The 20646-nt window shown below is 71.1% G+C and carries 17 protein-coding genes; 6 read left to right on the top strand and 11 right to left on the bottom strand.

Annotated features, from left to right (window positions below):
- Window positions 1-2: 2 nt before the first annotated feature.
- From purM to H4W80_RS31535, 4 genes are all read right to left on the bottom strand, one after another.
- Window positions 3-1028 (bottom strand): phosphoribosylformylglycinamidine cyclo-ligase, encoded by a 1026-nt coding sequence (purM, locus tag H4W80_RS31550; RefSeq protein WP_192788410.1) that lies wholly within the window; start codon window positions 1026-1028, stop codon window positions 3-5.
- A gap of 67 nt (window positions 1029-1095) precedes the next feature.
- Window positions 1096-2532 carry an amidophosphoribosyltransferase gene (gene purF / locus H4W80_RS31545; RefSeq protein WP_192788409.1) on the bottom strand — a complete coding sequence of 479 codons (1437 nt, stop codon included), beginning with the start codon at window positions 2530-2532 and terminating at the stop codon, window positions 1096-1098.
- A gap of 51 nt (window positions 2533-2583) precedes the next feature.
- Window positions 2584-3330, bottom strand: a complete 747-nt coding sequence (locus H4W80_RS31540) for an SDR family NAD(P)-dependent oxidoreductase (RefSeq protein WP_192788408.1) — start codon at window positions 3328-3330, stop codon at window positions 2584-2586.
- 91 nt (window positions 3331-3421) lie between these two features.
- A complete protein-coding gene (locus H4W80_RS31535) occupies window positions 3422-3829 on the bottom strand; it encodes a MarR family winged helix-turn-helix transcriptional regulator (protein WP_192788407.1) in 408 nt (135 codons plus the stop codon).
- 138 nt (window positions 3830-3967) lie between these two features.
- On the opposite strand from H4W80_RS31535, the gene H4W80_RS31530 reads away from it, so the two are divergent.
- The gene (locus H4W80_RS31530; protein ID WP_192788406.1) at window positions 3968-4903 is read left to right on the top strand and encodes a DUF4190 domain-containing protein; all 936 of its coding nucleotides are present in this window, start codon (window positions 3968-3970) and stop codon (window positions 4901-4903) included.
- Here the strand turns inward: H4W80_RS31530 and H4W80_RS31525 are convergent.
- On the bottom strand, window positions 4900-5346 hold the full coding sequence (locus tag H4W80_RS31525; protein ID WP_192788405.1) for a sterol carrier family protein: 447 nt from the start codon (window positions 5344-5346) through the stop codon (window positions 4900-4902). The genes H4W80_RS31530 and H4W80_RS31525 overlap by 4 nt on opposite strands.
- Before the next feature lie 114 nt (window positions 5347-5460).
- Here H4W80_RS31525 and H4W80_RS31520 point away from each other — a divergent pair, with 114 nt between their 5' ends.
- Complete coding sequence (locus H4W80_RS31520) at window positions 5461-7524, top strand: PhoX family protein (protein ID WP_318787152.1); 2064 nt, start codon at window positions 5461-5463, stop codon at window positions 7522-7524.
- A gap of 35 nt (window positions 7525-7559) precedes the next feature.
- The gene (locus tag H4W80_RS31515; RefSeq protein WP_192788404.1) at window positions 7560-9434 is read left to right on the top strand and encodes an ABC transporter ATP-binding protein; all 1875 of its coding nucleotides are present in this window, start codon (window positions 7560-7562) and stop codon (window positions 9432-9434) included.
- Here the strand turns inward: H4W80_RS31515 and H4W80_RS31510 are convergent.
- The gene (locus tag H4W80_RS31510; protein WP_192788403.1) at window positions 9401-10822 is read right to left on the bottom strand and encodes a DHA2 family efflux MFS transporter permease subunit; all 1422 of its coding nucleotides are present in this window, start codon (window positions 10820-10822) and stop codon (window positions 9401-9403) included. The genes H4W80_RS31515 and H4W80_RS31510 overlap by 34 nt on opposite strands.
- Window positions 10823-10889: 67 nt before the next feature.
- Between H4W80_RS31510 and H4W80_RS31505 the strand changes: the two genes are divergently transcribed.
- Window positions 10890-11528 carry a TetR/AcrR family transcriptional regulator gene (locus H4W80_RS31505; RefSeq protein WP_225965469.1) on the top strand — a complete coding sequence of 213 codons (639 nt, stop codon included), beginning with the start codon at window positions 10890-10892 and terminating at the stop codon, window positions 11526-11528.
- Window positions 11529-11538: 10 nt separating this feature from the next.
- Window positions 11539-12285, top strand: coding sequence for a methylenetetrahydrofolate reductase (locus H4W80_RS31500; RefSeq protein ID WP_192788401.1), 747 nt, complete (start codon window positions 11539-11541; stop codon window positions 12283-12285).
- Here H4W80_RS31500 and H4W80_RS31495 read toward each other — a convergent pair.
- Genes H4W80_RS31495 through H4W80_RS31485 form a run of 3 tightly spaced genes read right to left on the bottom strand, consistent with a single transcriptional unit; the run spans window position 12246 to window position 16459 of the window.
- Window positions 12246-13715, bottom strand: a complete 1470-nt coding sequence (locus H4W80_RS31495) for an MFS transporter (RefSeq protein ID WP_192788400.1) — start codon at window positions 13713-13715, stop codon at window positions 12246-12248. The genes H4W80_RS31500 and H4W80_RS31495 overlap by 40 nt on opposite strands.
- A 35-nt stretch (window positions 13716-13750) precedes the next feature.
- Complete coding sequence (locus tag H4W80_RS31490; RefSeq protein ID WP_192788399.1) at window positions 13751-14413, bottom strand: Crp/Fnr family transcriptional regulator; 663 nt, start codon at window positions 14411-14413, stop codon at window positions 13751-13753.
- A gap of 33 nt (window positions 14414-14446) precedes the next feature.
- On the bottom strand, window positions 14447-16459 hold the full coding sequence (locus tag H4W80_RS31485; RefSeq protein ID WP_318787151.1) for an adenylate/guanylate cyclase domain-containing protein: 2013 nt from the start codon (window positions 16457-16459) through the stop codon (window positions 14447-14449).
- A 193-nt stretch (window positions 16460-16652) separates the two neighbouring features.
- On the opposite strand from H4W80_RS31485, the gene H4W80_RS31480 reads away from it, so the two are divergent.
- Window positions 16653-17618, top strand: coding sequence for a collagen-like protein (locus H4W80_RS31480; RefSeq protein WP_225963769.1), 966 nt, complete (start codon window positions 16653-16655; stop codon window positions 17616-17618).
- Window positions 17619-17670: 52 nt separating this feature from the next.
- Here H4W80_RS31480 and purL read toward each other — a convergent pair whose 3' ends face one another.
- Both purL and purQ read right to left on the bottom strand, forming a co-directional pair.
- Window positions 17671-19920, bottom strand: coding sequence for a phosphoribosylformylglycinamidine synthase subunit PurL (gene purL / locus H4W80_RS31475; RefSeq protein WP_192788397.1), 2250 nt, complete (start codon window positions 19918-19920; stop codon window positions 17671-17673).
- Window positions 19917-20600, bottom strand: coding sequence for a phosphoribosylformylglycinamidine synthase subunit PurQ (gene purQ / locus H4W80_RS31470; protein ID WP_192788396.1), 684 nt, complete (start codon window positions 20598-20600; stop codon window positions 19917-19919). Before purQ ends, purL begins: the two co-directional genes overlap by 4 nt.
- Between the last annotated feature and the right edge of the window lie 46 nt (window positions 20601-20646).

Below are 20646 nucleotides of genomic sequence, written 5' to 3'. Positions count from 1 at the left end.
GGCTACCGGTAGCGGGCGCGGCCCTCGCCCGCGACCACTTCCCCGAGCACCCAGGCGGGCAGCCCGCGTGCCCCCAGCACCCTGACGGCCTCGTCGGCGGAGTCGGCGGCCACGATGGCCGCCATCCCGACCCCGAGGTTGAACGTGCGGTCCAGGTCCTTCTGGGCGATCCGCCCGTGCCCGGCGAGCACCCCGAAAACGGCCGGCGGCGTCCAGGAGGAGCGATCCAGCAGGGCGTCGAGATGGCCCGGCAGCGACCGTGACAGGTTGCCCTCGACGCCGCCGCCGGTGATGTGCGCGTAGGCGTGCACGTCGACGGTCCTGGCCAGCTCCAGGCAGTCGAGGGAGTAGATCCGGGTCGGCTCCAGCAGCTCCTCGCCCAGCGGGCGCCCCAGCTCGGGCAGGACGGCGTCGAGCGAGAGGCCGGCCTCGCGGAGCACGTGGCGTACCAGGGAGTAGCCGTTGGAGTGGATCCCGGAGGAGGCCAGCCCCAGCACCACGTCGCCCGCCACGACCCGGGAGGGCCCCAGCATGGCGGCGGCCTCGACGACGCCCGTCCCGGCGCCCGCCAGGTCGTACTCGTCCGGCCCCATGGCTCCGGGGTGCTCGGCCGTCTCGCCGCCCACCAGCGCGGCCCCGGCCAGGCGGCAGCCCTCGGCCACGCCGCCGACGATCTCGGCGACGCGCTCGGGCACCACCTTCCCGCAGGCGATGTAGTCGGTCATGAACAGCGGCTCGGCCCCGCACACCACCAGGTCGTCGAGGACCATGCCGACCAGGTCGATGCCGATGGTGTCGTGCTTGCCGTAGCGCTGGGCGATCATGACCTTGGTGCCCACCCCGTCGGTGGAGGTGGCGAGCAGCGGCCGCTCGTAACGCAGCAGGGCCGAGGCGTCGAACAGCCCGGCGAACCCGCTGGCGTCGTCGACCACCTCGGGCCGGCGCGAGCGCGCCACCTTGCTCTTCATCAGGTCGACGGCCCGCTCGCCCGCCTCGATGTCGACCCCGGCGGCCTCGTACGTACTCACGCAGCCTCCTTCGTCGGCAGCGTGAGCACAGTACTGCTGTGTCTATTGGTTCGCTCGCTACGCTCGCTCACGCTTTGCTCTCCAACACGAACTTGCCCACGTTGTCCTGGTCGATGGGGATCGGGTAGGAGCCGTCGAAGCAGGCCCTGCACAGGCGCTCCGCGGGAATGGTGGTGGCCTTGGTCAGGCCCTCCAGGGAGATGTAGCCGAGCGAGTCGGCGCCGAGCGAGGCGCGGATCTCCTCGACCGACAGCGATCCGGCGATCAGCTCGGCCCTGGTGGCGAAGTCGATGCCGTAGAAGCACGGCCAGGCCACGGGCGGCGAGGAGATGCGGACGTGCACCTCCTTGGCCCCGGCCTCGCGCAGCATCCGGACGATGGCCCGCTGGGTGTTGCCGCGCACGATCGAGTCGTCCACGACCACCAGCCGCTTGCCCTCGACCACCTCGCGCAGCGGGTTGAGCTTCAGCCGGATGCCGAGCTGGCGGATGGTCTGCGAGGGCTGGATGAACGTGCGGCCCACGTAGGAGTTCTTGACCAGGCCCTGCCCGTAAGGGATCCCGCTCTCCTCGGCGTAGCCGACGGCCGCCGGGGTGCCGGACTCGGGCGTGGGGATGACCAGGTCGGCCTCCACGGGGTGCTCGCGGGCCAGCACGCGGCCCACCTCGACCCTGGTGACCTGGACGCCGCGCCCGGCGATGGTGGTGTCGGGGCGGGCGAGGTAGACGTACTCGAAGAGGCAGCCCTTGGGCTCGGCCAGCGCGAAGCGGCGCGACCTGACGCCGCGCTCGTCGATGGTCAGCAGCTCGCCCGGCTCGATCTCGCGGACGAACGTCGCGCCCACGATGTCGAGCGCGGCCGTCTCGGAGGCCACCACCCAGCCGCGCTCCAGCCGGCCCAGGACCAGCGGGCGGATGCCCTGCGGGTCGCGGGCCGCGTAAAGCGTCTTCTCGTCCATGAACACCAGCGAGTAGGCGCCCTTGACCTGCGGGAGCAGCTCCGCCGCCGAGTCCTCGATGGAACGCGTGCGGTCCTGCGCGAGCAGCGTGGTCAGGACCTCGGTGTCGGTCGTCGCGCGGGTGGAGCCCGGAGCCAGGCGTTCGGCCAGCTCCGGGGTGTTGATCAGGTTGCCGTTGTGGGCGAGCGCGAGGCCGCCGACGTCGGTGGAGCTCAGCGTGGGCTGCGCGTTCTCCCACACGCTCGATCCGGTGGTGGAGTAGCGGCAGTGTCCGATGGCCAGGTGGCCGCGCAGGGTGCTGAGCACCGACTCGTCGAAGACCTGGGCGACCAGGCCCATGTCCTTGTAGACGAGGATGCGGCTGCCCTCGCTGACCGCGATGCCCGCGGACTCCTGCCCGCGGTGCTGCAACGCGTACAGCCCGTAGTAGGTGAGTTTGGAAACTTCCTCGCCTGGAGCCCAGACGCCGAAGACGCCACAGGCGTCTTTAGGAGCGCGGTCATCGAGGTCCAGGTCATGGCCGAGCCGGCCGTCGCCCTTCAGCACATGCCTCAGTTTAGGTTGGCCGCTTCTGTGCTCGCACACTCGGGTGCGATATCAGGCGACGTGGCTGGATCTGCCCGCATTGGAACCGTCCCGGATGATCTCTCCGGTGAGGTTGCGGTTCGCGGCGGATCCGAGGAAGAGGATCAGCGCGGCCAGGTCGTCCGCGGTGGACAACCTGCGGGTGGGAGTGCGGGCCGCGATGGCGTCCAGCGCCTCCTGCGAGACCGGGCGCTCCCGCTCGGTCAGCGTGAGCCCGGCCACGGCCACGTTCACCAGGATGCCGTCCTTGCCCGCGTCCCAGGCCAGCGCGCGGGCCATGCCGTGCAGTGCCATCTTGGCGGTGCCGTACGCGCCCGGCCCCGGCAGCCCCTCCTCGCCCGCGCCCGACGAGACGAACACGATCCGCCCGAACCCCTTGCGCCGCATCCCGGGCAGCACGGCCTGCACGAGCAGGGCGTTGGCCACCACGTTGGCGTGCATGACCGCCGACCACTCGGCCGCCGGCACGCCCTCGAAAGGCACGCTGTTGGGCATGATGGTGCCCCAGCGGACGGCGTTGGCCACCAGGGCGTCCACCTCGCCCGCCTGTGCGACCGCGGGCGCGATGGTCGCATGGTCCTCCAGGTCCAGGTGGACGGCCGCGGCCCGGCCGCCCTCCTCCTCGATCCGCTTGACGATCCCGGCCGCCCGGTCGGCGCCCGCGTTGTAGGTGATCGTGACCCGCGCCCCGGCGCTGGCGTACGCGAGCGCGGTGGCGGCGCCGATGCCCGACGAGCCACCCGTGATCAGTACGTGCATGGAGATATTCCTTCCTAATTAGCCAACTAATTAGCCAGCTAACTGGAAGACATGCCCTGGTCGCAAGGGAGTTTCGCTGGGAGTGAAACGACTAATGGGGGATGGCGCGTACGAGCCGGGCCAGCAGGCCGCGCTCATCGGCGTCGAACCCGCGCAGCAGCTCCTCGTCCAGGCGGTTCCAGATGTCCTCCACCGGCTTCTGCAGCGCCTTGCCCGCGTCCGTGAGGTAGACGCGGGTCACCCGCGCCCGGCCGGGGTCGGGCGCGCGGCGGACGAGCCCGGCGCGCTCCAGGCGCTGGAGGGTCTTCGTGACGGTGGGCGGCTCGACGCCGAGCCTGGTGATGAGCTCGCCCTGGCAGAGGCCGTCCTGGCGCCACAGCTGGTTGAGCAGCAACTCCTGCCCGGCGTGCAGCCCGAGCGGGCCCAGCTCGGCGGCCAACTGGTTGCGGTGCGACTTCATGACCTTGATCAGCGCGTACGTCAGGGTCTCCTCCAGCATGCCCCCATCTTGCCCGCCGCCTGCGGTTTTGGCGCATGGTGACCCAAGTATCGGAACCCTTTTACCGTGTCGCGTGGTTTAGCCGACCCTCTCCGCGAAAGGGTGAAGTGTCCGGCAATTGAGCCGTCGGGGAGACGCATGACCACACCTGGGGACCCGAACGAGCCCCGCCCGGGCCAGGGCCCGGGCGAAGGCCGTCCGGAAGAGGAAGAGCCCGGCCGGCCCGCGCCCGAGTGGTGGCGCGACGACGAGCCGGAGAAGGAGCGGCGGGAGCCCCCGCAGGAGGGCGAGGAGCCGATCGCTCCCGTGCCGCCTGTCGTGCCCCCGCCCGACGTGCCGCCCACGCACGAGCCGAGGCCGGGCGGTCAGCCGACCCATCCCGACCTGCCCACCTCACCCGAGACCCCGCCTCCCACGGGAGGCGACGCCGAGGAGACCCAGGTCATCCCGCCGGCGGGGGGAGACGCCGAGGCGACCCAGGCGTATCCGATCCCAGGGGCCACCCCGACGTACCCCGGCTGGGGAGGCGCCCAGGGGGAGCCGCCGGCCAGGCCGGCGCCCTCCCGCTACGAACAGGACGACCAGCGGCCCTACCCGCCGCCGGACCAGGGGCCGCCCGGCGGCGGCGCTCCTCACCCGGGAGGGTACGCCGCCCCGCCACCGGGCCAGGAGCCGTCCGTCCCCGGCACCACGCCGTCCAGCCCGTACGGCGGCCCGCCCGGCTACGGCCCGCCGCCCTACGGCGTCCCCTACCAGCAGTCCCAGCCGGGCAGCGGCCTGGCCACGGCCTCGCTGGTGCTGGGCGTGGCCAGCCCCTTTCTGGTCTTCGTCTGCTTCACGGGCCTGATCACCGCCATCCTGTCGATCGTCTTCGGCTGCGTGGCGCTCGCCAAGCGCGTCGGCAAGGGCCGCGCCATCGCCGGCATCGTGATCAGCGCGCTCTCGCTGGTCCTCTTCGCGATCGTGGCGATCTGGTTCTGGCACGTGGTGCAGGAGTGCGCCCACCTGCCCAGCCCGCTCGTGGACAAGTGCGTCCAGGACAAGTTTCCCTGGATGGGCGGCACCCGGGGCTAGCGGGGCTGGAGCGGCAGGTGCTCTGACAGGTCCGCCCGCGACCCGCTGGCGGACACCAGGTTCTTCGCCATCGCCTCCGCCCAGGTGAGGCGGCCCAGGGCCAGCTCCATCCAGGTGCGGCCGTCCATCTCGACCACGTTCGGCGGCGTGCCCCGGGTGTGGCGGGGGCCCTCGACGGCCTGGACGGCGGCGTACGGTGGCACGCGCACCTCCACGGTCCTGCCGGGCGCCGCGGTCGCCAGCCGGTCGAGCAGGTAGCGCACCGCCTGCCTGGCCGCGGCGCGCTCCGGCTCCAGCCCCCGGTCGTAGGCGGCCAGCACGGCGGCCACGAGCGCGTCGGGCAGCGACGACGCGGGACCGTCGTAGGAGGGCTCGTCGAGGGCGACGAGCTGGCCGTCGAGCGCCGATCTCAGTTTTTCTTGATCCAGTTTGCGTGGTGGCACCTCACCATTGTCTCCCTGGCAGCGTTCATCGAGATGGAGGTCATCGTTCACCTCCGGTTTTGACAGCGGCCGTAGCCTCCCCGCCGTACAACCGCGCACAAATATGGAGGATCTGTGGCGAACCGGAACGCGGGCGGGCGGCTGCTGCCGCTGATTTCCACCCCGCACAAGGGCGGCCGCTCCGCGATGACGTGTCAGTTCCGCTGCGGGAACGCGTGCGCGCATGACGTGGCGAACACCAGCGACAACGCTTATTTCGGTGATGTGGTGAAGGAGGCGCTCTCGCGCCGCGGCGTGCTGCGCGCCGGCGCGCTCGGCGCCCTCGTGGCGGGCACGGGGATCGCGGGGGCCGTGCCGGCCATGGCCGACGACCCCGAGGCGCAGGCCGCCGAGCTCGCCCGGGGCGGGCAGTCCGGCGACCTCCGCTTCACCCCGGTCGCGCCGAACAAGAACGACAAGCTGACCATCCCCGATGGCTACCGCTCGTCCGTGGTCGTGCGCTGGGGCGACCCCGTGCTGCCCGGCGCGCCGGCTTTCGACTTCGACAACCAGAGCGCGGACGCGCAGGCCAAGCAGTTCGGCTACAACTGCGACTACGTCACGCTCCTGCCGATGGGCCGGGACCGCGCCCTGCTGTGGGTGAACCACGAGTACACCAACGAGGCCCTGATGTTCCGCGGTTACACCGGCGGCGCCGCCGCGACCGAGGAGCAGATCAAGATCGCGCTGGCCGCGCACGGCGGCTCGGTCGTGGAGATCGAGCGGGCCGGCGCGGGCGAGTGGAAGCTGGTCACCAGGGGCCGCCGCCGCTACAACCGCCGCATCACCGCCCAGACCAAGATGAAGTTCTCCGGCCCCGCGGCCGGGAGCGACCTGCTCAAGACGGCCGCCGACCCCGCGGGCCGCACCCCCGTCGGCATGCTGAACAACTGCTCGGGCGGCACCACCCCCTGGGGCACCGTGCTGACCGCCGAGGAGAACTTCGACCAGTACTTCGTCAACGGCGACAAGGTGCCCGAGGCGCAGAAGCCGTACATCACCCGCTACACCATCACCACCGGCACCCCGTCGGGCAGCCGCCGGTTCGACCGGGTGGAGGAGCGCTTCGACCTGGCCAAGCACCCGCAGGAGGCCAACCGGTTCGGCTGGATCGTGGAGATCGACCCGTTCGACCCCGACTCCACGCCGATCAAGCGGACCGCGCTCGGGCGCTTCAAGCACGAGGCCGCCAACACCACGCTGGCCCGCGACGGCCGCCTGGTCGTGTACATGGGCGACGACTCGCGCTCCGAGTACATCTACAAGTTCGTCTCCAAGAACCGCTACATCCCCGGCTTCGACCGGCACAACCGGACGCTGCTGGACGAGGGCACCCTGTACGTGGCCAAGTTCACCGGCAACAGCCCCGCCTCCGAGATCGACGGGAGCGGCAAGCTGCCCTCCGACGGCGAGTTCGACGGCTCGGGCGAGTGGATCCCGCTGGTCTCGGGCGACAAGTCGTACGTGGACGGCATGACCGCCGTCGAGGTCCTGGTCTACACCCGCCTGGCCGCCGACAAGGTGGGCGCGACCAAGATGGACCGCCCGGAGGACATGGAACGCAACCCGGTCACCGGCGCCGTGTACGTGGCCCTCACCAACAACACCAACCGCACCGCGGCCCAGGTGGACGAGGCCAACCCGCGCCCCTCGAACAAGCACGGCCATATCCTGGAGATCGTGGAGCGGCGCGACGACGCGGGCGAGAAGACGTTCGCCTGGTCGCTCCCGCTGGTCTGCGGCGACCCCAACGACCCCACCACCTACTTCGCCGGCTACGACAAGACCAAGGTCTCGCCGATCTCGTGCCCGGACAACGTGGCGTTCGACCGTGACGGCAACCTGTGGATCTCCACGGACGGCAACCAGCTCGGCAGCAACGACGGCATGTTCGTGATGCCCGTACGCGGCAAGGAGCGCGGCCACCTGCGCCAGTTCCTCACCGTCCCGTTCGGCGCGGAGACCTGCGGCCCGCTGGTGACCGCGGACCAGCGCAGCGTCTTCGTCGCGGTGCAGCACCCCGGCGAGACCGACGGCGCCAACCCCGACAACCCCAGCAGCCGCTGGCCCGACGGCGACCAGCCGCGCCCGTCGGTCGCGGTGGTCTGGCACGGCCAGGGCAAGAAGATCGGCGCTTGACCTCAAGTTAACTTGAGGCAATACCGTTCCATGCCATGAGCATGGAGATGACCGCCTGGCACCAGCTGTATTCGATGAACAACCAGAAGGAGCGTCGCCCTGTCTCCAGGGCGACGCTCCGGCGTATCGGCGGGTTCGCCCGCCCGCACCGCCGGAGATTGGCGCTGTTCCTGGTGCTCAGCGTGGTGATGGCGGGCTTGGCGGTGGGCTCCCCGCTGCTCGCGGGCCGGGTCGTGGACGCCATCTTCAACAGTGAGCCGCTCGACGTGGTCGTGGTGGTGTCGCTCGCGATCGCGGGCCTGGCCCTGGCGGAGGCGGGGCTCGGGCTGCTCAACCGGTGGTTGTCGGCGAGCCTGGGCGAGGACCTGATCCTCGACCTGCGTACGGCCGTCTTCGACCACGTGCAGAAGATGCCCGTCGCGTTCTTCATGAGGACGCGCACCGGCGCGCTGGTCAGCCGCCTGAACAACGACGTGATCGGGGCGCAGCGGGCGTTCACCGACACCCTGTCCGGCGTGGCGGGCAACATCGTGACGCTCGTGCTGACGCTCATCGCCATGATCGGCATCTCCTGGCAGATCACGCTGCTCGCGCTCCTGCTGCTCCCGATCTTCGTGCTGCCCGCCCGGCGGATGGGCACCCGGATCGCCAGGCTGCGGCGCGAGGCGGCCGACCACAACGCGGCCATGGGCACGCAGATGACCGAGCGCTTCTCGGCGCCCGGGGCGACGCTGGTCAAGCTGTTCGGCCGGCCCGCGCACGAATCGGCCGAGTTCGCCCACCGGGCCAGGCGGGTGCGCGACATCGGCGTGCGCTCCGCCATGACCCAGTCGGCCTTCGTCACCGCGCTGACGCTGGTCTCGGCGCTGGCCCTGGCGCTCGTGTACGGCCTCGGCGGCTTCTACGCCCTGCGCGACCAGCTCGCGCCCGGCGCGCTCGTGTCGATGGCCATGCTGCTCACCCGCCTGTACGCGCCCCTGACCGCGCTGGCCAGCGCCCGCGTGGACGTCATGAGCGCGGTCGTCAGCTTCGAGCGCGTCTTCGAGGTGCTCGACCTGGAGCCGCTCATCAAGGAGAAGCCCGGCGCCCGCGAGGTGCCGGAGGGCCCGGTCTCCGTCGAGTTCGACGACGTCCGCTTCGCCTACCCCTCGGCCGACAAGGTCTCGCTCGCCTCGCTGGAGGAGGTCGCCACGCTCGACTCGCGCGGCGGCGTCGACGTGCTGCACGGCGTCTCGTTCCGGGCCGAGCCGGGCCAGATGGTGGCGCTGGTCGGCTCGTCCGGCGCGGGCAAGTCCACGATCGCCCAGCTCCTGCCCAGGTTGTACGACGTCGACTCAGGCGCCGTCCGGCTCGGCGGCGTGGACGTGCGCGACCTGACCGCCGACTCGCTGCGCGACACGCTCGGCATGGTCACCCAGGACGGCCACCTCTTCCACGACACGATCAGGGCGAACCTGCTGCTGGCCAGGCCCGAGGCGAGCGAGGACGACATCTGGGACGCCCTCACCAGGGCCCGGCTGGCCACCCTGATCGAGTCGCTGCCCGACGGGCTCGACACGGTCGTGGGGGAGCGCGGCTACCGCCTGTCGGGCGGCGAGCGCCAGCGGCTGACGATCGCCCGGCTGCTGCTGGCCAGGCCCAGGGTGGTGATCCTGGACGAGGCCACGGCGGCGCTCGACTCCACCTCCGAGGCGGCCGTGCAGGCGGCGCTCGGGGAGGCGCTCGAAGGCAGGACCGCCGTGGTGATCGCCCACCGGCTCTCCACGATCCGCGCCGCCGACCTCATCCTGGTGATCGAGGACGGGCGGGTGGTCGAGCGGGGCACGCACGCCGACCTGCTGGCCGACGGCGGCCGCTACGAGGAGCTCTACCGCACTCAGTTCGACGAGCCCACGGTCGCGGTGGCCTGAGGCTCGTCCTCCCTCGTGGTCTCGCGGGGGGCCTGCAGCGAGTAGAGCGCGACCGGGACCGCCACCAGCACCACGACCGCCGCGATGACCAGCGTGAACTGGTAGGCGTCCAGGAAGGCGAGCAGCGGCGCCTTGTCGCTGCCGCTCTGCCTGGCGCTCAGGATCGCCCCCAGCACGGTGATGCCGAGCAGCCCGAACACCTCGCGTGACACGTTCAGGACGCCCGAGGCGACGCCCGCCCTGCCCTGGGGCATGCCGCCGAGGATCGCGGCCGTCAGGGGCACGAGCAGGCCGCCGCCCAGCCCGTACAGCACGAACCAGGGGGCCACGTCGGCGTAGCCGGCGCCGGCGCCCACGCCGGAGAGCAGGTAGATCGCCGCGCCCATGAGCGCCATCCCCAGCGCCACCGCCGGGCCGATGCCGATGCGCGCGCTGATCCGCTGCGACAGGATCGCCATCACGGCGGTGACCAGGGCCATCGGCACGAACGCCGCGCCCGCCTGGGTGGGGGAGAAGCCGAGCACGTTCTGCAGCCACAGGGCGCTGAAGAAGTAGATCCCGAACACGCCGAACGCCCAGACGCCGCTGGTGAGCAGCCCGCCGCTGAACACCCTGGACCTGAAGAGCGAGACCGCGATCATCGGCTCCGCGGCCCGCGCCTCGACCAGCACGAACGCCACGGCCGCCGCCGCGGACAGGCCGAACGCGGCCAGGATCTCCGGCGAGGTCCACCCGGCGCTCTCACCCTCGATGAGCGCGTACGTCAGGGCGAACAGGGCGAGGGCGGAGGTGGCCAGCCCGGGCACGTCGATCCGGTGCCGCACGCGGGTGAACGCGGGCCTGACCGCCCACATCGCCAGGCCGAACGTCACCACGCCGATCGGCACGTTGATCAGGTAGATCCAGCCCCAGTGCAGGTTCTGGCTGATGAAGCCGCCCGTGATCGGCCCGAGCGCCATGGAGAGCGCCCCCGCGGCGCTCCAGACGCCCACGGCCCTGCCGCGCTCGCCGGGGTCGGGGAAGATCTGGCCGATCAGCGTGAGCGCGGTGGGCGTGAGCAGCGCCGCCCCCACGCCCTGCACGGCCCGCGCCGCGATCAGCGTCGCGCCGGACCCGGCCAGCCCGGCCGCCAGCGAGGCCAGCGTGAAGACGGCCAGCCCGCCGAGGAACACCCTGCGGGCCCCGAACACGTCCGCCAGCCGGCCGCCGACCAGCATCAGCCCGGCGAAGACCAGGATGTACGAGCTCACGATCCATTCGAGGCCCGAGATCGTCAGCCCGAGCTCCCGCTGAATGGTCGGCAACGCAACGTTGCCGACGTTGTTGTCCAAGTAAGTCATGAATGTGCCCAAGGTCACCGCGACCAAAGCCCACCACCGCACGGACATCTCCTCCTATACGCCGTACTTGTACGTCGTATAGTTGAACTTGTACGGCGTATAGTTGTCAACCGTGATGGGAAAACTGACCGCGCAGGCGATCGCCGAGCGGGCCCTGGAGATCGGTGACGCCGAAGGGCTCGACACCGTGACGATCCGGCGCCTGGCCACGGACCTGGGCGTGACCCCGATGGCCCTCTACTGGCACTACAAGAACAAAGAGCAGCTGCTCGTCGGCATGGCCGACCACCTGATCGGCGGCTTCGCGCCCAAGCAGGCCGACGAGCGCCCGTGGCGGGAGCAGTTCCGCGACCTGATCGAGGGGCTGATCAGGGCGCTGCGCACGCATCCCTGCGCCAAGAGCGTGATCGAGCAGATCGACCCCGTCGAGGTGCCGAACTTCCTGGCCGTCTGGAACCAGGCGCTCGGCCTGGCCCGCAGCGCCGGGTTCGGCATCGACGAGAGCTGCCTGATCAGCAAATACCTGCTGCAGAGCGCCATCGCCATCGCCGACGCCCCCGTACACGTCAAGACCGTCGCCCCGGAGGTGCTCAGGGCCAAGCTGGCGGGCCTGCGGTCGCTGCCCGAGGAGGCGTACCCGCACCTGGTCGAGATGGCCTCACCGCTGGTCAAGGGGACGGAGCCGGGGCTGTACGACACGTTCGGCGTCGATCTCGTGCTCGGCGGCATAGAGGCGCTCGCACCCAAGGGTTAGAGTCTCGACCATGCCATTCGAGCTGATCTGCGAGATCGAACCTCCCACCAAGCCCGATCTGAAGCACGTCAGGCACCAGATCGGCACCATGAGCAAGATCGCCCACTCGTTCCTCATCCCCGACAACCACATCGGGCGCGCGACGGTGTCGAGCGTGGCGGTGGCGCACGAGGTCCAGGCCATGGGCGGGCGCGGCATCGCCTGCCTCAACTCGCGCGATCGCAACCTGCTGGGCTTCCGCCGCGACCTGCTCACGGCGGCGGCCTACGGGGTTGACCAGTTCCTGTTCGTCTACGGCGACAAGCCGACGAGCGGCAACCGGACCAGCGACCTCACCGTGCGCTCGATGATCGAGGAGGCCCGGGAGTTCTCGCCCGGCATGCGGCTGGGCGCGGCGGCCTCGATGCGCTCGCTGCCCACGTGGAAGCGCGCGGCCGACTTCCTGTTCCTGCAGGTCGGCTTCTCGCTGGAGGCACAGCTGCGCTGGCGCGAGGCCCACCCCGTGGACGTGCCGGTCTACGCGGGCGTCATGGTGCTGGCCAGCGAGCGCCACGCCAGGATGCTGGCCGCCGCCATCCCCGACATCGACCTGCCGGAGGACCTGATCGCGAAGGTGGCCGCGGACCGCATGGCGGGCGTGGAGGCGGCCTGCGAGCAGGTGCTCGCCCTGCGCGACTCGGGCGCCTTCGACGGCGTCCACCTCATCCCGGTCTCCCGCTACCGCGACGTGGAGTCCAGGCTCGCCACCGCCCTCTGAGGGCGCGCCAGGGCCGCGAGCAGCGCGCCGGCCAGGGCCACGGCGAACAGCACGGCGTACGCGCGCTGGAAGCCGTCCATGAGCTGTCCCACCGCCACCGGCGACAGCCTGGACAGCGTGCCCGCGTACACCTGGGCCCGCAGCCCCGGCCCCACGGAGGCGGTCAGGACGCTGAGCGACAGGCCCACGCTGATCACGATGCCGACGTTCATGATCATGACGCGGAAGCCGTTGACCACGCCCAGGCTGCCGGTCGGCAGCGCCCGCATGACCTGGGTGGTGTTGCCGGTCAGGAACGTTCCGCTGCCGCAGCCGGCCACGAACAGGCCGATCCCGATCACCCAGTACGGCGTGGCGGGATCGGCGGTCAGCATCAGCGTCCCGAGCCCGAGAGCGCTGAGCACCGCCCCGCCGATGGACAGCGCGTACGGCGACACCCGCCGCCCCAGCAGCCCCACGACCGGCGAGGCCAGCCCGATCCCGACGGGCACCGGCAGCACGCTCAGCCCCGCCTCGAACGCGCCCACCCCCCTGGCCGCCTGGAAGTACAGCGCCACCACCAGGATCAGCGCAGAGCGGGCCAGGGCGTTGCAGAACGAGGCCAGGTTCGCGTAGGCCAGCAGCCGCCCGCCGAACAGCCGCAGGTCCAGCACCGGGTTCGAGGAGCGCCGCTCGGCCAGCGCGATCAGCGGCAGCAGCACCAGGAAGACCGCCACGCCGGTCAGCACCACGGGGCTGGTCAGCCCGGCCGAGCCCGTCTCCGACAGCGCCAGCAGCACCGCCGTCAGCGCCGCGAACAGCAGCACGTTGCCCAGCGCGTCCACGGGCTCCTTCGGCCGCCTGGGCATCCTGCGCAGGATCACCGCCCCCACGGTCAGCGCGGCCAGCCCGGCGGGCACGTTCACCCAGAAGATCCACTGCCAGCCCGCGGTCTCCGCGATCAGCCCGCCCAGCGTGGGCCCGGCCAGCTGCGCCACCGACAAGGTACCGATGTAGACGCCCATGCCCTGGCTCAGCCGGTCGGGCGGGAACGCGTCCGTGATGATCACCGTGCCGTTCGCCAGGATCATCGCCGCCCCGACCGCCTGCAGCATGCGCATCGCGATCAGGAACCACACGTTCGGCGACAGCCCGGCCAGCAGCGAGGCCACCGTGAAGATCGCGAACCCCGTCAGGTAGACCTCCCGCCTGCCCAGCAGGTCGGCCACCCGGCCGAAGAAGACCAGGCTCGCGGTGTTCACCAGCAGGAACGCCAGCAGGATCCACCCCGACTCCAGGGCGTCGGCGTGGAAGTGGCGCACGACCGTCGGGAGCGCGACGTTGAGCGTGCTGCCGGCGATGCCGATGAGCACCAGGCCCAGGCTGGTGACCGCGCAGACCTGCCAGGCGTAGCGTAAGCGGCTGGCGTCGTGAGGAATGACCGCGACCATGCCCTCCACTATGACGTGCGGTGTACGTACGGGCTCTAACGGGCCCTTTTGCGCAGGCCGTCGAGGTCGTGGATGACCACGCGTCGCCGCCCGGTCTCGATGAGCCCCCGGTCGCGCAGGGTGCGCAGCGCCTTGCTGACCGCCTCGCGGGAGGCGCCCGTCCAGCCGGCCAGCTCGTCCTGCGACAGGGGCAGCGCCACGCGTACCCCGCTGTTGGTCTTCTCGCCGTACCGGTCGGCGAGTTCCAGCAGGCGGGTTGCGACCCGGCCCGTGGTGTCGAACGCGCCGTACTCGATGCGCTTCCTGTCCGCGTCCCGCAACCGGCCGGTGACGAGCTGCATGAGCAGCACGGCGATGCGCCCGTGGGACTCCAGGAACGACGAGAAGTCCCGCACCACGATGCCCGAGATCGGCTCCAGCGCGGTCACCGTGGCCGAGCGGGGCGAGCCGTCGATGGCCGACATCTCCCCGAGCAGCGCGCCGGGGCCGCGCACGGCCAGCACCACCTCGGTGCCGGCGCTCGTGTGCGACGAGCACTTGACCCGGCCCTCCATGAGCACGAGGACCCAGTCGGACGTGTCGCCCTCGTTGATCACGGTGGTGCCGCGATCCCAGCGCCGCGGCCGGCCTGCCGCGCGCAGGGCCGCCACCTCCTCCTCGGTGAGCATGGACAGAAACTCGCCGGACTCTGGCTCCATGCGCCCGATTATGGCGGTACGGGAGTCACCCTTCTATTGCAAATCAGTCAGAACGTACGCGTTGACGGGCTCTTCCTTGCCCTTGAGGCTGAGCGGGCCGAGAGGGTTCACCGACGCGCCACGTCCCAGTTGCCTGAGCGTCGTCTCCCCGATGACGACCGTGCCCGGCTCGGCGATGCCCTCCAGCCGGGCGGCCACGTTCACGCAGTCGCCCATTGCGTTGAAGCCGCGCAGCTCCGGGCTGCCGATGTTGCCGACCAGCGCGGGACCGGTGTTGACGCCCACCCGGAACGTCGGCCACGGGACGTCGTCCACCCGCTTCCACGCCATCTCCTCGGCCACCTCGGCGGCGGCCCGCTGCATCTCCAGCGCGGCCTTGCAGGCGGCCCGCGCGTGGCCCGCCTGGGCGGCGGGCGCGTTGAACAGGGCCAGCAGCGCGTCGCCGACGAACTGCACGATCGTGCCGCCGTTGCTGAGGATGCAGGGGACGGCGGCCGTGTGGTAGCGGTTGAGCATCTCGACGATCTCGCCCGGCGTGACCTTCTCGGAGAACGTCGTGAAGCCCTTGAGGTCGGCGAAGAGCGCGGTCAGCTCCTTCAGCTCGCCGCCCAGCGCGGCCTGCGCCGGGTCGGCCAGCAGGGCGTTGGCCACGTCGGGCGACATGTACTGCCTGAAGAGCGTGTCGAGCTCCCGGTAGAGGCGGGCGTTCTCCAAGGAGATCGACAGCTGCCCGGCCAGCGTGGCGGCCAGCGCCTCGTCCTGCTGGGTGCGCCCGACGGGCACCTCCAGCACGCCCGCCAGGTGGCCCTTGACCGTCAGGGGGAAGGCCAGCAGGTTGTCGCGCTTGACGGGCTGGTCGCCGGCGAAGTCGTACTCGCGCGAGCCGATCTCCGCCTTGCCCTCCGCGACCAGGCCGATCTTCACGTCGCCGTACGCCTGCCGCACCCGGTCCAGGGCCGTGGCCAGGAGCTGGTCCTCGGGCAGGCCCACCCGGGTCTGGGCGCTCACGGACACCAGGGCGGCCAGCCGCCCCGACAGCTCGCGCTCGCTGGCCAGCGCCTCGCCCGCCCGGTCGAGCACCGCGACCTGGCTCTCGTTCAGCCGGAACTTGCCCGACAGCCGGGCCGCGGCCAGCGGCTCGCCCCGCCGTACGTGCTCGACCAGCTCCTCAAGGGCCTTGTCGTAGTCCTGCTGGATGCGCCGCACGGTCGCGGCCAGCGTCACCGAGTCGAACAGGCCCGCGCTCGACCCCTCCCGCCTGAACTGCAGGTAGGCGCTGTAGGCCACGAAGACGAAGGCCAGCGTGAGCAACAGGTGCCACTCCCACCAGGACAGATGCCAGTTGAGCTGCGACATCCCGGCGACCATGGCCTCGGCCAGCAGCGCGTACGCCGTGATCAGGCTGATCAGCATGGCCGACGGGCGCTTGCGGTGCAGCAGGAACATCATCACGCTCGCCGCGCCGTACAGCAGGACGCCGGGGATGGACAGCCAGGCCAGCCAGTCGACCGGCGACGCCGGCGGCGGCTCGCTGAGCCGCGTCAGCCCCGGGACCAGCGACGCGATGCCCCAGACGAGCATGAAGCCGAACAGCACCGCGCGGATGACGTGCTGGGCGTCCAGCACCTTCCTGGCCGCCGCGTCGCCCAGCGGCAGCGCCGAGGCGAACGCGAACGCCGCCGCGACGGAGAGCCCCACCTGCTGGCCCACGTCGAAGCCCAGCGAGCCGATCGGCAGGATGATCTGCGGCGTGGCCAGGCCGTGCATGAAGAAGAAGCCGGCGCTGCTCAGGAAGACCATGGACACGAGGAACAGCCGGGCGTCCTGGCGGCGCCGCGACGCCTCGCTGATCATCACTCCGAGGACCACGTTGATCCCGGCCACCGTGATGATCATCCAGAAGTGGCTGAGGTTGTGGTGCCACATGACGTTGAACTCGGGCTGGGCCAGCAGCACCCAGAGCCCCAGCAGGGGCAGCACCAGGTGGATGCCCCAGACCACACCGCGCACGGGCTGGGTGGCGGGAGGCAGGTAGGGGGTTGACACAGACCCGATTATCCACCGGAGATCGAGGCCGCCAATGCGTCGTTTTACTCACCGGTGTCGCCAAATCCTGTCAATCTGGTCAGTAACCCTCCGTTTCGTAATGGATACGTTATGTAGTTCTTGTCACCTATTGGAACGGTTGAAACGTGAATCTCATGGACAACATGAGCATCACTTGTTCGGAAGGACAGCCGTGGCTAACAAGATTCGCGGTGGGCGCACGCTCACCCTCGCCGCCGTGGGGGCGCTGGCCGCCTCGCTCCTCACCGTCGGTGGCGTCGCCACCGCATCGTCGGCCGCCGGCGAGGTGCACGCCTGCGTGCACAAGAAGACGCGGTACGCCCGCATCGTCAACCCCACCACGAAGTGCCGGAAGACGGAGGAGCGGATCCTGATCGGCGGCGCCTCGCAGACGACCGTCCAGCAGGGCCAGCAGGGCCAGCAGGGCCAGCAGGGGGCACAGGGCGCGAAGGGCGAGACCGGCCCGGCCGGCCCCCAGGGCCCGAAGGGCGACATCGGCCCGAAGGGCCCGCAGGGCCTCAAGGGCGACACCGGCCCCCAGGGGCCGAAGGGCGCCGACGGCAAGGACGGCCTCCCCGGCAAGGACGGTGAGGACGGCAAGGACGGCCAGCCCGGCAAGAACGGCCAGGACGGTCAGGACGGCAAGAACGGCCTGCCTGGCAAGGACGGCAAGGACGGCCTGCCCGGCAAGGACGGTCTCCCCGGTAAGGACGGCAAGGACGGCAAGGACGGCCTCCCCGGCAAGCAGGGTGAGAAGGGCGAGCAGGGCCCGCGGGGCCCCCAGGGTCCGGCGGGCCCGCAGGGGCCGAAGGGCGAGCCCGGCGACGGCGCGAGCTACACCTCCTACACCAAGACCGCGTCCCTGACCTCGACCGGCTCCGCCACGGCCTCCTGCGACAAGGGCGGCATGGCGACCGGCGGCGGCTTCTCGTTCACCGCCCTCAAGAACGCCATCGTCATGAGCAGCGCGCCCAGCGGCGGCGGCACCGGATGGACGGTGAGCGTGGCCAAGGACGACAACGGCTACAACACCTACTCCTCCACCACCACCGAGGAGAAGACCACCAGCAGCGGCAACCACGGCACCAGCGTCAGCGGCACCGTCTACGTCGTCTGCCTGGGCCAGAAGAAGGCGTAACACGCGAAAGAGGGCCGGTACGGGCAACCCGTACCGGCCCTCCGGAAGACCGTCAGCCGAACAGCGCGGGCAGCGCCGCCGAGTGCGTCTCCCGCAGCTCCTCGACCGCCACCTCGAACTCGCCCTCGACCACCAGCGAAGCGCCCCCGGTCGTGCCGAGCCCGTAGCAGGGCACCTCGTGCCGCCCGCACAGCGACGCGAACTCCGCGTAGGCCTCCGGCCGCACCGTGACCAGCGCCCGCGCGGCCGACTCGCTGAACAGGTCGGTGAAGGCGTCGCCGCTCAGCGCCACCGAGGCCCCGACGCCCCGCGCCAGGCACGACTCCGCCAGCGCGATGGCCAGCCCGCCGTCCGACAGGTCGTGCGAGCCCTCCAGCAGCCCCCTCTTGGCGGCCTCCACCAGCACGGTCGCCAGCGCCTGCTCGGCGTGCAGGTCGGCCCGGGGCGGCAGCCCCCCCAGGTGGTGGTGCGCGACGTGCGCCCACTCCGAGCCGCCGAACTCCTCGTGCGTGTCGCCGAGCAGCACGACCTTCAGCCCTTCGGCGGTGAACCCGGACGGCACCCGCTTGGCCACGTCGTCGATGACGCCGAGCACGCCCACGACCGGCGTGGGGTGGATGGCCGTCGAGCCCGTCTGGTTGTAGAAGGAGACGTTTCCGCCGGTCACCGGCACGCCCAGGGTGCGGCACGCGTCGGCCAGGCCGCGCACGGCCTCGGCGAACTGCCACATGACCTCGGGGTCCTCGGGCGAGCCGAAGTTGAGGCAGTTGGTCACGGCCAGCGGCTTGGCACCGGTCACGGCCACGTTCCGGTACGCCTCGGCCAGCGCCAGCTGCGCCCCCGCGTACGGGTCGAGCTTGGCGTAGCGGCCGTTGCCGTCGGTGGACAGCGCGATGCCCCTGGTCGTCGGCTCCGCGCCGGCGATGACCTCAGAGATCCGCAGCATGCCCGCGTCCGCCGGCTGGGCCAGCACGGTGTTGGAGCGGACGTAGCGGTCGTACTGGGAGGTCACCCACTCCTTGGAGGCCAGGTTGGGCGAGCCGAGGAGCTGGAACAGCGTGGCCCGCAGGTCAGCGGGCCGCTCCAGCCGGTCGGGCGTGTCGGCGTTGAGCGCGGCCTGCCCGGACGGCTCGTGGTAGGGGCGCTCGTAGACGGGCCCGTCGTCGGCCGCCGTGCCCGGCGGGATGTCCACGATGACCTCGCCGTCCCAGGTCATGACCAGGCGGCCGGTGTCGGTGACCTCGCCGATGACCGTGGCGGGGACGTCCCACCTGTCGCAGATAGCCATGAACGCCGCGATGTCGTCGGGCCGGACCACGGCCATCATCCGCTCCTGCGACTCGCTCATGAGGATCTCCTCGGGCCTGAGCGAGGGGTCGCGGAGCGGGACGAGGTTGAGGTCGACGTGCATGCCACCGGTGCCCTTGGCGGCCAGCTCGGTCGTCGCGCACGACACCCCGGCCGCGCCGAGGTCCTGGATGCCGACGACCACGTCGGCCGCGTACAGCTCCAGGCAGCACTCGATGAGCAGCTTCTCCATGAACGGGTCGCCCACCTGCACGGCGGGCCGCTTGGCGTGCGACTCGTCCTCGAAGGTCGCCGACGCCAGCACGGAGGCGCCGCCGATGCCGTCGGGGCCGGTGGACGCGCCGAACAGCACGACCTTGTTGCCGGGGCCGGGCGCGGTGGCCAGCTTGATCTGGTCCTTGCGGAGCAGGCCCACGCACAGGGCGTTGACCAGCGGGTTGCCGATGTAGCAGGGGTCGAAGACGACCTCGCCGCCGATGTTGGGCAGGCCCAGGCAGTTTCCGTAGTGGCTGATGCCCTCGACCACGCCGGGCAGGACCCGGCGGGTGTCCACGGCGTCCGCGCCGCCGAAGCGCAGCGCGTCCATCACCGCGATCGGGCGCGCGCCCATGGACATGATGTCGCGGACGATCCCGCCGACGCCGGTGGCCGCGCCCTGGTGCGGCTCGACGTAGGACGGGTGGTTGTGCGACTCGATCTTGAACGTGGCCGCCCAGCCGTCGCCGATCTCCACCACGCCCGCGTTCTCGCCCATGCCCACGAGCAGCGCCTCGGACTTGGGCGCCTTGGTGGCGAACTGCTTGAGATGCACCTTGGACGACTTGTACGAGCAGTGCTCGGACCACATGACGCTGTAGATGGCCAGCTCGGAGCCGGTGGGACGGCGACCCAGGATGTCCTTGACCCGGTCGTACTCGTCCTGCTTCATCCCCAGCTCGGCGAAGGGCATCGGCTCGTCGGGCGTCTCGCCAGCCCGCTTCACACTGTCAGTCATGCGTTCACCAGCTTCTTGAGGACGGAGGTGAAGAACCCGAGGCCGTCGGTGCTCGGCGCGCCGACCAGGTCCTCGACCGCGTGCTCGGGGTGCGGCATGAGGCCGACCACGTTGCCCGCCTCGTTACGGATGCCCGCGATGTCGTTGAGCGAGCCGTTGGGGTTGCCGCCGACGTAGCGCACGACCACGTGGCCGCCCGACTCCAGCGCCGCCAGGGTGTCCTCCGAGGCCACGTAGCGGCCCTCGCCGTGCTTGACGGGCAGCACGATCTCCTGGCCGGGCTCGAAGGAACTGGTCCAGGGGGTGGCCGTCTGCTCGATCCGGACCCGCTGGTCACGGCAGACGTAGTGGAGCGAGGCGTTGCGGGTCAGCGCCCCGGGCAGCAGGTGGGCCTCGCAGAGGATCTGGAACCCGTTGCAGGTGCCGATCACGGGCAGCCCCGCCCTGGCGGCCGGGATGAGCTCGTCCATCAGCGGCGCGAACCGGGAGATGGCCCCGCAGCGCAGGTAGTCGCCGTAGGAGAAGCCGCCGGGCAGGAAGACGGCGTCGACCCCCTTCAGGTCGTGGTCGGCGTGCCACAGCGGCACCGCCTCCGCGCCCACGAGGCGTACGGCCCTGGCGGCGTCCTGGTCGTCGAGAGTTCCTGGAAACGTGACTACGCCCACACGGGCAGCGCTCATGACAGTCGTCCCCTCCGAGGAATGCGCGCGCACGCGCCACCGTCTC

This window comes from Nonomuraea angiospora, assembly GCF_014873145.1.
Taxonomy (GTDB): domain Bacteria; phylum Actinomycetota; class Actinomycetes; order Streptosporangiales; family Streptosporangiaceae; genus Nonomuraea; species Nonomuraea angiospora.
The sequence above is the reverse complement of the archived record's forward strand: the minus strand, read 5'-3'. Positions and strand labels throughout refer to the sequence as shown.

Excerpts from the sequence above, each read along its gene's own strand:
- purL (WP_192788397.1), bottom strand. The coding sequence starts at position 19,920 with ATGACTGACAGTGTGAAGCGGGCTGGCGAGACGCCCGACGAGCCGATG.
- H4W80_RS31495 (WP_192788400.1), bottom strand. The coding sequence starts at position 13,715 with ATGGTCGCGGTCATTCCTCACGACGCCAGCCGCTTACGCTACGCCTGG.
- H4W80_RS31515 (WP_192788404.1), top strand. The coding sequence starts at position 7,560 with ATGAGCATGGAGATGACCGCCTGGCACCAGCTGTATTCGATGAACAAC.
- H4W80_RS31530 (WP_192788406.1), top strand. The coding sequence starts at position 3,968 with ATGACCACACCTGGGGACCCGAACGAGCCCCGCCCGGGCCAGGGCCCG.
- H4W80_RS31535 (WP_192788407.1), bottom strand. The coding sequence starts at position 3,829 with ATGCTGGAGGAGACCCTGACGTACGCGCTGATCAAGGTCATGAAGTCG.
- H4W80_RS31490 (WP_192788399.1), bottom strand. The coding sequence starts at position 14,413 with ATGGAGCCAGAGTCCGGCGAGTTTCTGTCCATGCTCACCGAGGAGGAG.
- purQ (WP_192788396.1), bottom strand. The coding sequence starts at position 20,600 with ATGAGCGCTGCCCGTGTGGGCGTAGTCACGTTTCCAGGAACTCTCGAC.
- H4W80_RS31505 (WP_225965469.1), top strand. The coding sequence starts at position 10,890 with ATGGGAAAACTGACCGCGCAGGCGATCGCCGAGCGGGCCCTGGAGATC.
- H4W80_RS31500 (WP_192788401.1), top strand. The coding sequence starts at position 11,539 with ATGCCATTCGAGCTGATCTGCGAGATCGAACCTCCCACCAAGCCCGAT.
- H4W80_RS31510 (WP_192788403.1), bottom strand. The coding sequence starts at position 10,822 with ATGTCCGTGCGGTGGTGGGCTTTGGTCGCGGTGACCTTGGGCACATTC.
- H4W80_RS31540 (WP_192788408.1), bottom strand. The coding sequence starts at position 3,330 with ATGCACGTACTGATCACGGGTGGCTCGTCGGGCATCGGCGCCGCCACC.